At 45.6% G+C, this 10000-nt stretch carries 12 protein-coding genes and 1 other RNA gene; 7 read left to right on the top strand and 6 right to left on the bottom strand.

The window, feature by feature from the left end:
* Positions 1-656 (bottom strand): iron-containing alcohol dehydrogenase (locus RMO79_RS21315; RefSeq protein WP_310485273.1); only part of this gene is annotated, 656 nt, incomplete at its 3' end.
* A 178-nt stretch (positions 657-834) separates the two neighbouring features.
* On the opposite strand from RMO79_RS21315, the gene RMO79_RS21310 reads away from it, so the two are divergent.
* Positions 835-1251 carry a photosystem I reaction center subunit II gene (locus RMO79_RS21310; protein WP_310485274.1) on the top strand — a complete coding sequence of 139 codons (417 nt, stop codon included), beginning with the start codon at positions 835-837 and terminating at the stop codon, positions 1249-1251.
* Between the two features lie 63 nt (positions 1252-1314).
* Here RMO79_RS21310 and RMO79_RS21305 read toward each other — a convergent pair whose 3' ends face one another.
* From RMO79_RS21305 to RMO79_RS21285, 5 genes are all read right to left on the bottom strand, one after another.
* Positions 1315-2049, bottom strand: a complete 735-nt coding sequence (locus RMO79_RS21305) for a Uma2 family endonuclease (protein WP_310485272.1) — start codon at positions 2047-2049, stop codon at positions 1315-1317.
* A gap of 151 nt (positions 2050-2200) precedes the next feature.
* Positions 2201-2899: a ribose-5-phosphate isomerase RpiA gene (gene rpiA / locus RMO79_RS21300; RefSeq protein ID WP_310485271.1), complete on the bottom strand. Its 699-nt coding sequence runs from the start codon at positions 2897-2899 to the stop codon at positions 2201-2203.
* Between the two features lie 158 nt (positions 2900-3057).
* Positions 3058-3247: non-coding RNA, 6S RNA (gene ssrS / locus RMO79_RS21295), on the bottom strand.
* A 130-nt stretch (positions 3248-3377) separates the two neighbouring features.
* Complete coding sequence (locus tag RMO79_RS21290) at positions 3378-4379, bottom strand: DUF4394 domain-containing protein (RefSeq protein ID WP_310485270.1); 1002 nt, start codon at positions 4377-4379, stop codon at positions 3378-3380.
* 290 nt (positions 4380-4669) lie between these two features.
* The gene (locus tag RMO79_RS21285) at positions 4670-5431 is read right to left on the bottom strand and encodes a hypothetical protein (RefSeq protein ID WP_310485269.1); all 762 of its coding nucleotides are present in this window, start codon (positions 5429-5431) and stop codon (positions 4670-4672) included.
* A gap of 334 nt (positions 5432-5765) precedes the next feature.
* Here RMO79_RS21285 and groES point away from each other — a divergent pair, with 334 nt between their 5' ends.
* The 6 genes from groES to RMO79_RS21255 form a co-directional block, all read left to right on the top strand.
* Positions 5766-6077, top strand: a complete 312-nt coding sequence (gene groES, locus RMO79_RS21280; protein WP_309742942.1) for a co-chaperone GroES — start codon at positions 5766-5768, stop codon at positions 6075-6077.
* A 54-nt stretch (positions 6078-6131) separates the two neighbouring features.
* Positions 6132-7772, top strand: a complete 1641-nt coding sequence (gene groL / locus RMO79_RS21275) for a chaperonin GroEL (RefSeq protein WP_310485268.1) — start codon at positions 6132-6134, stop codon at positions 7770-7772.
* A 284-nt stretch (positions 7773-8056) separates the two neighbouring features.
* Positions 8057-8338, top strand: a complete 282-nt coding sequence (locus RMO79_RS21270; RefSeq protein ID WP_310485267.1) for a hypothetical protein — start codon at positions 8057-8059, stop codon at positions 8336-8338.
* Positions 8335-8508: a hypothetical protein gene (locus tag RMO79_RS21265; protein WP_310485266.1), complete on the top strand. Its 174-nt coding sequence runs from the start codon at positions 8335-8337 to the stop codon at positions 8506-8508. The genes RMO79_RS21270 and RMO79_RS21265 overlap by 4 nt, the downstream gene beginning before the upstream one ends.
* A gap of 177 nt (positions 8509-8685) precedes the next feature.
* Positions 8686-9087: a hypothetical protein gene (locus RMO79_RS21260; protein ID WP_310485265.1), complete on the top strand. Its 402-nt coding sequence runs from the start codon at positions 8686-8688 to the stop codon at positions 9085-9087.
* A gap of 65 nt (positions 9088-9152) precedes the next feature.
* Positions 9153-10000 (top strand): pentapeptide repeat-containing protein (locus tag RMO79_RS21255; RefSeq protein ID WP_310485263.1); only part of this gene is annotated, 848 nt, incomplete at its 3' end.

Raw genomic sequence — 10000 nt, 5'->3', positions numbered from 1 at the left:
TGGGCGATCGCGTTGGCGGATTTTTGGAATAAAATATCTCTGAGGACGCGTGCTTGTTGAACGGCAGCGATGAGTAAGGTTTGGTCGGAATGACCGCTACTGACGGAAGCTTCGTACCATTTAGCGATCGCATCACCGATTCCTGCTACCAATGTCCGTTGTGGGGCGGTGGCGACGATACCATAGTCTAAGATTAATAAATCGGGACAGTTGGCAAGACTGACATCGTACAAGAATGCGCCCGACTCTGAATAAATATTGGACAATGCCGTCCACGCCGCACAGGTAGCTCCAGAAGTGGGAATTGTGACTACAGGTAACTGAGTACGATAGGCTAATAATTTAGACGTATCTAAGCATTTACCACCGCCGATGCCGATAATTAGATCGGCTTGATGCGTGACGACTGCGGCTTGGAGTCGATCGAGACTAGACTCACAACAGTCGGGAGTGTATCGTACTGTTTCGATCTCTAGCTCCGATCGATCGTGCAATGCCTGTAATTGACTCAGCTTGAGACTTTGCTCGCCACCGACGACGAGCGGACGTTGACCCAATTTAACAATAAAATCGATCGCCTCTGCTAGTGCCTGTTTTCCTCGCAATACACGAGCGGGAGCAACCTGCAAGGAAATCGCCATAGGATTGGTAGTCATGAATCTCGATCGGGGGAATAATTGAATGTTTGTAACGAATATTTTAGAGCCACTGCTACTATTATACGATTTTCAGCTCGATCTAGTCTCCAGACCGACTGTTACAGTTCTTGACAAGATGGCGATCGCGATCGATTGGGGTGGTAGGATGCAGGAAAATCCTACAACTAGCAGTTTTATGGCAACAAAACTAACTGGCAAAACACCGATATTTGGCGGTAGCACTGGTGGTTTACTCAGCAAAGCCGACGTAGAAGAAAAATACGCGATTACTTGGAACAGTCCCAAGCAACAAGTATTTGAAATGCCTACAGGCGGAGCAGCGACAATGGTATCTGGGGACAACCTCTTATACTTGGCGCGGAAAGAACAGTGTCTGGCTCTCGGCGGTCAATTGCGTAAATTCAAAATTACCAATTATCAAGTCTACCGGATTATGCCAAAAGGCGACACTACTTTACTCCATCCTAACGATGGTGTATTCCCCGAAAAAGTCAATGCAGGACGGGAAGCTCAAAATAGTGTCGATCGGAATATTGGCAGCAATCCTGAGCCTGCAAAACTCAAGTTTACTGGCAAAAGAACTATCGATTAGATTAGATTTTAATAATTATCTAGTTGAGGTGAAAACTTTATGTTCTCACCTCATTTTTTAGCTTTAAATAGTATCGGGTTCGATGCCCAATTCTCTTAGTTTTGCGGCGAGTCGCTGATTGCGATCGGATTCTGCTGCTAGAGCCTGCTCGGTGGTAGCCAGAGTTTGTGAAACATTTTCCAGTTCGCGAGTAGTGGATTCTAGCTCGATGGTAGCGGATTCTAATCGTTGGGAAACATCTTCAAATGAGAGAAATGGTTCTCCATCAGGTCGATAGATTTGCAATTCGGGTGGCGTACTCAGATCGAATTTAATTCCCAAACGCGGGCTAATCCAATCCTGCATGACGGGAATTTCTACGAGATAACCATCCGCTCTCTCCCATCCAGATAAAGCATTTGTATCGGGATCGTAAATATAGTATTCTTCTACGTCATGACGATCGTAAAAAGCCAACTTAGATGCCATCTCATTGGCGGTATTTCCAGGCGACAAAATCTCGAATACTACTTGCGGCGCAATATCATTTTCTTGCCACTGCTTGTAGGAACCACGATCTCCTTTCGGTCTGCCGAATGCGACCATTACATCTGGAGCCGCACGCCGTTTGGGATTGCCTTCTACCGGATACCAGAGCAAGTCTCCAGCAATGAAGACATTTTCATCATTGGTAAACAACCAATCCAGGTTATATTTAACGATCGTAATCCAGCGAAACTGTTTGGTATTGTCAGACATCGGCTTGCCGTCGCTGTCAGGATATTCGATTTGGTTGGGTGTCGGTAATTGAGCAACCATAGGTCAGCATTTGGTTACAGGGTTCGATAGTCTAATTGTACTTCAGGAATTAGGCTTTAGGGATCGGCGAACTTGTGAAAATGGAAGATCGAACAGCCAAGAATCATGAAATTTCCCTAATACCTAATACCTAAAGCCTAAAGTCTAACTTCTACATTTCCTTGATGATGACTTTATCGCCTTGAACTTCACCGACTAGAATTAAATGTGCGACACCCACAAATAAACCATTTTCCAGCACGCCAGGGATATTATTAAGGGTCTTTTCTAACTCAGCAGGATTATCGATCGAGTCAAATTTGACATCTACGACTAAGTTACCTTGATCCGTGACCACTGGGCCAGCTTTTTTGACACCCATGCGAAGCTGGGGTTTACCGCCTAATTTTTCGATCGCGCGCATGACAGGTGTAACCGCCATCGGGATAACTTCCACGGGGACGAGGAAAGTACTGCCGAGTTTATCAACTAACTTAGTGTTATCAACGACGACGATAAACTGCTTCGCCAGCGCATCGACGACTTTTTCTTGAGTATGCGCCGCACCACCGCCTTTGATCAGATTTTTATGAGGATCGACTTCATCAGCACCATCGATCGCAATATCGATCCGATCGGCTTCATCAAGCGTCGTTAAGGGAATACCATACTGTTTAGCCAGCACTGTCGCTTGAAACGAAGTCGGAATGCCTTTGACGTTAGTAATTTCGCCTGCTGCCAACCGTTTGCCGATAAACTCGATCGCATACGCCGTCGTCGAACCAGTCCCCAATCCCACGATCGAATTAGACTGTACTCGCGCCGCCGCAGCCTTCCCAACTTCCTGCTTCATCAAATCTTGTGGTGTCATGATCTTCTAAATCTCATAAAATGTCCGTCGATCCACTTTATCAGTCAATTGGAGCTAGAATCTACATTCTCTCGTCCCAAACAATCGCTCTCCCATCTCCCATCTCCCCAGATCAAAACCCCCAGCCCAAAGACTAGAGGTTCCGTTTTCAAATATTTAGGTCAACCGCAACGCCGTTTTACCTCAGTTTATGACCTGGTTAAAACCAGGTGGGTACCGGAAGTTCGTGCTTATAGTTTCTGAATACAAAAGTTCAGTTTACTGCCGCTAGAACAACATGAGTTCCCGTAAAAAATTCAAGCATAGATCAAAAAACGTTATTGGCAGTCACCAACGCCGCAGCCAGACCATTCTTGTATTCTAAGGGGAGGAAGCTCGATCGGTCAAGGTGGGGATGGGTGGATCGATCGTCTTTGAGCAAGGAGTAGCCGAAATTGTTATAAAGTCCCACACAGGCACATCTAGCGGGCTAGATCGCTTACTGTTTCTCCACAGCAATACTTTTGCGCTTGCGTCGCTTGAGCATCAAGGTACCGATGCCAAAAACGATTAAACCTGGGATGGCAGAAGGCTCAGGCACAGCAGTGGGTTCGATCGGGGCAGCGAGTCCAGTCAAATTGAATCCAGCACCCGTGCCGATTTGACCGAGGGAAGTCGCGTCACCCGTACTGAGATCGATCGAATATAGAGAAGCTGCCGTGCTACCATTGGGCGCGAACGCTGCAAAGGCATTATTTACACCATTACTGGGCGAAAAAATATCAAATCCGCCAATCGTATCAACGTTAACACCTAAAGAACCGATCGTGGTCAGAATGCCGTTGTTTGGTGTAGCTTGGAGCAATAATACATCCAGGTTAGAGTCGATACTAAAAAGCTGAGTCGTGCGTCCGGCAGGTACTCCCGCAAAATTGTTGGTGTAAGCAGAAGCCGTAACCGCAGGACTAACTCCCGCGTTCCGGTCTCCAGCCGCATAAGCCAGATTGCTATCGACATTAGTTGCGCCGAGTCCACCCCCAGCGATGCGGAAATTTTGCCCGTTGGAACCTGTAATTCTGAGTGCGTCTGCGGCTGGATTGAAGTCTACTCCTGATGTAGTGTCGCCATTGAAAGTAGATGTGAACGTATTGACACGAGTAGCATTACCGCTACTAGGATCGATCTCGAACACTCCAGTACTCGTAATCCCATACAGCCGACCGTTAGCTGGGCGATAGTCGATGCCCAGTAGCGCATCGCTTAGAGTGGCTCCAGTCACACTGCGCGTCGTTGTAGAGCCAGGAGTAGCAGAATCGAAGAACACTAGCGTGTTGCCTTCAGTTAAACCCGTGAGTGCAACACCGCTGGCAGATCTACTGACACTAAAAAACTCAAACATCGTAGCTACAGACATTACCGCAACTAGGGTACCAAGCTTACTCAATTTCATTGTCAAGTTCCGATTACTAATTTGGATGTACCTTTCCAATGGATGAGTCATTTAAGCGATCGATCTATCCATCTAATTCACAATACGCAGGCGATCGGAAAATGGATCTCTTTCATTAGGCAGATTTTCAATCAAAACTACTTCACAAATCCACCGTTTTCTCTCGGCTCAGGCTTTCTGGCTATCTGCTGGTTATGTGCTGTTACGGCGATCGATCGTCCACCCAATCTGTCATCGGTGCTTCACCCTGGCTAAAATTTAGGGTAGTAGTAGGGGCAATTCATGAATTGCCCCTACTACTACCCTAAATTTCATACTCACATTCAGCATCGCCAGAATATCTACTTCTTGGCGCGGGCACTTAGACATTTACGCAATTTGTCGCTGACAGCCGAACCGTCCTGCAACTCAATATTTACCACCGACTTACCGTCCATTGCTAAATCGTAACGGTTTGTGCTTTTCCCACCCGTTAAGCTAGCTTCTAAGTTTGGTATGGCTAGCTCAATCACCCCAAGTGATGTGTTGGTCAATGTCAATGTATGGTTGGCAGCTTTCACTGTTTGCGGCTTATAATTATCCTGGCTCAGTGTGACACTAACGATTTTGGGGCTGGCTGGACGGGGTATATTGCTGCTAAGGAAGGCTAACGATCCGTTTTTGGATTTCCCACCCAACCCTGATATCATCACAATCTCACCCTTTCGTGAATAAATAGCCGCACAAGACCCACCATTTTTACCCTCGGAAAATTCCCATTCACCATTCATATATGCTTGGTACTTAGGACTCTTTATAATACGTTCTTGCTCTGCTAAATTGCCTTGCAGGGCACTCGTTACCGAAGAAATTGCATCCATTTTTGCCTTGAACGGATCGGGTTGTGGCGCAGCGGATGAGCCTGAGTTAGAACCCCCTCCATTCGGTTTTTTTGCACATACGGGAACCCGTTGTATACCCATGATGGTTGTACCAACCTGTACCTCGCCAGGACCAGGGCCATTCCCACAAACATAGTTAGCCTGAACCGAAGGCACCCAACTTGCCCATACCAGTAAGCCCACGATCGATCCTGTCAGATTTGCAACCGATAAGAATTTCAAAATATAACCTCTTTCCCGAACAAATATGAAATATCGTAACCGCCAAGTTAGTTGGGATCTCAACGATCGACTCTAGTTCGATCGAAGAAAGACACCCACCAAATCTGATGTTACATTATTGGTGCATCCGCTCGATAATATTTTAGATCTCAGCCCGATCGGATAAAGTTTTGGCAGAGTTAACGCGATCGAACCTCACTCAGAGCAAGATTCTCCGTATGATAGGCTCGCGCGAACGTGCGGTAACCCGTACCCTACCCTTGCTTGCCATGCCCTACCTCAGTCGGCTAAATTAGCACTCAGAAGTCGAGAGTGCTAAAAACTCATAATAAATATGGCATCATTATCGTTAACAGTATCCACAGTCAAGCCTTTAGCCGATCGCGTTTTCGTTAAAGTCAGCGCATCCGAAGAAAAAACCGCAGGTGGAATCCTGCTGCCCGATACAGCTAAAGAAAAGCCCCAAATCGGCGAAGTCGTTCAAGTTGGCCCTGGCAAACGTAACGAAGACGGGACTCGTCAAGAACCTGAAATTAAAATCGGCGATAAAGTTCTTTATTCCAAATACGCTGGTACCGACGTAAAGCTCGGCGGCGACGAATATGTGCTGTTGTCCGAAAAAGACATCCTAGCAGTAGTCGGCTAATAAGTGTCACTTGTCACTAACATCTAACCCTCTACACCTCTAAATTTAAAGATTATGGCAAAGCGAATTATATACAACGAAAATGCTCGTCGCGCGCTCGAACGCGGGATGGACATCTTGGCTGAAGCGGTAGCAGTTACCCTCGGCCCCAAAGGTCGGAATGTCGTCCTGGAAAAGAAATTTGGCGCACCCCAAATCGTTAACGATGGTGTCACCATTGCTAAAGAAATCGAACTCGAAGATAACGTCGAAAATACTGGTGTAGCCTTAATTCGTCAAGCTGCATCCAAAACTAACGACGCTGCTGGCGACGGTACTACTACAGCTACCGTACTGGCTCACGCGATTGTCAAAGAAGGTTTGCGTAACGTTGCGGCTGGTGCCAACGCGATCGCCCTCAAACGCGGTATCGATAAAGCAACTGGATTCCTCGTTGAGAAAATCGCGGCTCATGCTAAACCCGTTGAAGATTCCAAAGCGATTGCTCAAGTAGCATCGATCTCCGCTGGTAACGACAACGAAGTCGGCGAAATGATTGCCAACGCGATGGATAAAGTCGGTAAAGAAGGCGTAATCTCTCTAGAAGAAGGTAAGTCGATGACTACCGAACTAGAAATCACCGAAGGGATGCGCTTTGATAAGGGTTATATCTCCCCTTACTTCGCTACCGACATGGAGCGGATGGAAGCGGTTCTCGAACAGCCTTACATCTTGATTACTGACAAGAAAATCAACTTGGTTCAGGATCTCGTGCCCATCCTTGAGCAAGTAGCTCGTTCGGGTCGTCCTTTGTTAATCTTAGCTGAAGACATCGAAAAAGAAGCTCTCGCAACCTTAGTAGTCAACCGTCTCCGTGGCGTATTAAACGTTGCAGCAGTTAAAGCTCCTGGTTTTGGCGATCGTCGTAAAGCTATGCTAGAAGATATCGCAGTATTAACTGGTGGTCAACTAGTAACTGAAGATGCTGGTTTGAAACTAGACGCGACTAAACTAGAATCTTTAGGTCAAGCACGTCGGATTACAATTACTAAAGATAGCACCACGATCGTTGCTGAAGGCAATGAAGCTACTGTTAAATCGCGTTGCGAACAAATCCGCCGTCAAATGGACGAAAGCGATTCTTCTTACGACAAAGAGAAGCTTCAAGAGCGTCTGGCTAAATTAGCTGGTGGTGTTGCAGTTATCAAAGTTGGTGCTGCTACCGAAACCGAAATGAAAGACCGCAAACTGCGCTTAGAAGATGCGATCAACGCAACTAAAGCCGCAGTTGAAGAAGGAATCGTGCCTGGTGGCGGTACGATTTTAGCTCACCTGTCTCCTGAACTCGAAGTTTGGGCGCAAGCTAACCTCAAAGACGAGGAGTTAACTGGTGCGCTCATCGTGACTCGTGCTCTTTCCGCTCCGCTCAAACGGATTGCTGAAAACGCCGGACAAAACGGTGCCATTATCGCCGAGCGCGTCAAAGAAAAATCCTTTGATGTCGGCTACAATGCAGCCACCAATGAGTTCGTAGACATGTTTGAAGCTGGGATTGTCGATCCTGCAAAAGTAACTCGTTCGGCTCTACAAAATGCCGCTTCGATCGCCGCTATGATCCTCACGACTGAGTGCATCATTGTCGATAAACCAGAACCTAAAGACGGTGGTGCTGGTGCTGGCGGCCCGATGGGTGGTAATGACTACGGCGATTACTAAATCATAGTTTCAACGATTTTTATGCGGATTTTCCGTTAGGCTTGATAGCTACCTTCATCAGAGGGTAGCTATTTTTAATTTAGCTAATATAGTAATCACTTAGATTTAATATTAATCAAGATTTAGTTATTGAAAAGTTCCTAAGCAAGATGTTACAATCAGCTTATAATCCGTAAAATTTTAGAACATGAGGTCGCGTATCGACTCTTTCATCTGAAATTGATGACGCTGATAGACGCTCCAAGCTAAAATAGAAAGAGTCAAGTCGTAGCAAGGTCAAAATTATGACAGTTCGACCAAGATATAGTAGAGAAGAATTTGCACAACATGGCGATGAGATCTATGAGTCGCAGGTTGAAGCAGCCGATCGTGGTAAGATTGTGGCGATTACCTCTCGGCGCGGCTACACCAACGATATCGACACTGGAGCCTTTGAAATCGATGCGAGTGAAATAGTTGCCTGCGCTCGACTTGAAGCTCATCATCCAGATGCTCAAATCTGGATCGTTCGCATTGGTTCCCGTAACGTTCGCCGATTCGGTGGGTGCATAAATAGAACCAGATGATTACTGGCATCGTTCGCGATCTCGAACCGATTATTCCACTTTCAATCTGTGGATCTGATGGCAAGGTTTATATCCAAGATGCAATTATCGATACCGGATTTGATGCTTGGCTTTCTCTACCTCCAGACTTAATCGATCGGTTGAAATTATTGCAGGGGAAGCATTTGTGACTCGCGCACCGCTTATGACCTAAATTTAGTGTGAAGGTAGATCGAATTTTTACGTAAAGGTTCCTGCTCTGACTGTAGTAGCTAACGATCGAACTTTTATCGATCGGCTCGAATCGCAATTTTAAAGCTATTTATTAAATCTAATTCGATTGTTAATAAATCGGAATCATATTAGACATGAAATTAATATTAATTGGCATCTCTTTTTCAATTGGTTTTCTATTCTTAGGAGTTTCTACCTCTCTATTTATCCAAGGAAATCTATCAGATGACGATCGAGATGGTGCTGTGGGATGTTTGATACTCGGTGCGCCGCCAACAGCATTAGGTAGTTGGTTATTGTGGGATTTACGCCGCCAGAAACGCGATCGCCAGCGATCTAGTGTATTAGAGTTAGAATCGATTTTTTTACAACAGTTACAGGCAAATCAAGGAGATATTACGGTCGTGAGTTTTGCCGTAGCGTCGAAATTGCCACTGGAAGAAGCTAAAAAATACTTAGAGATCAAATCAACTCAGCTTAATAGTACGTTCCATATTAATGAAGCAGGTGGTACTTCATATCATTTTGAGATTTAGATGATAATAGCTGAATTAATATAAAATTTTAGAAGTTGACTTGAAAACTGAATATTTTAGCATTAATGACAATCTGGTTGAATTTATTCGGAATTATCGCGATCGGGTGCGGTATCGTTTTTAAAAATAGCGGTATTACCGTGGCTGGATGTGCGATCTCACTGGGATTATCCCTGCCGATTATTTATCGGAGTATTCGCCCTAAAATTCCCAAATCGCTATCTTCAGTTCAACAAACCCGCATTGTAATTGCGATCGCGATTCCGATGGTTATCTTGAGTTTGCTCAAGATTTTTGGCTTCTTTACTTACATTGGCGGATTATCGGCAGGAACCGATTGGAGTGCGGTGGGTGCGTTAGGATTGTGGGGTGGCGCGCTCGGACAAACTGCGATCGCAACCATCGCCGCTTTTGTATCTTGGCGACAGTATGTAGTCTCGCGCGATCTAACGATCGAACAAAATCGGCTCAATCGCCAACAAAATATTATTACTCAGCAACAAACGATCGATAATTATTTTCAGGGCATTTCCGATTTAGTATTAGATGATGATGGTTTTCTTGAAGATTGGCCGCAAGAGCGTGCTTTTGCAGTGGGACGAACGGGAGCATTATTAGGTAGTGTTAATGCTGCGGGAAAAGCGCGGGTAATTCGCTTTTTATCGCGCTCTAAATTGTTGACTCCCCTCCAACGCGATTTGCGGCTGGGAAAGGTGATTTTGAATGGGAGTGGGGGTTATGATGAAGATCGGATTAGTGGCGTGCGAGTCATCGATTTGGGGGTAATGCTGGCGGGTGTGGACATCTCACAAACCGATTTGCGATGGACAGATATCAGCGATGCTAATTTAATTCGGACTAATTTACGCGGTTGTAATTTATCGAAAGCAAATTTAGCGAGAGCAATTCTTTA

The sequence above is a fragment of the Chamaesiphon sp. VAR_48_metabat_403 genome, from assembly GCF_031422475.1.
Taxonomy (GTDB): domain Bacteria; phylum Cyanobacteriota; class Cyanobacteriia; order Cyanobacteriales; family Chamaesiphonaceae; genus Chamaesiphon.
The sequence above is the reverse complement of the archived record's forward strand: the minus strand, read 5'-3'. Positions and strand labels throughout refer to the sequence as shown.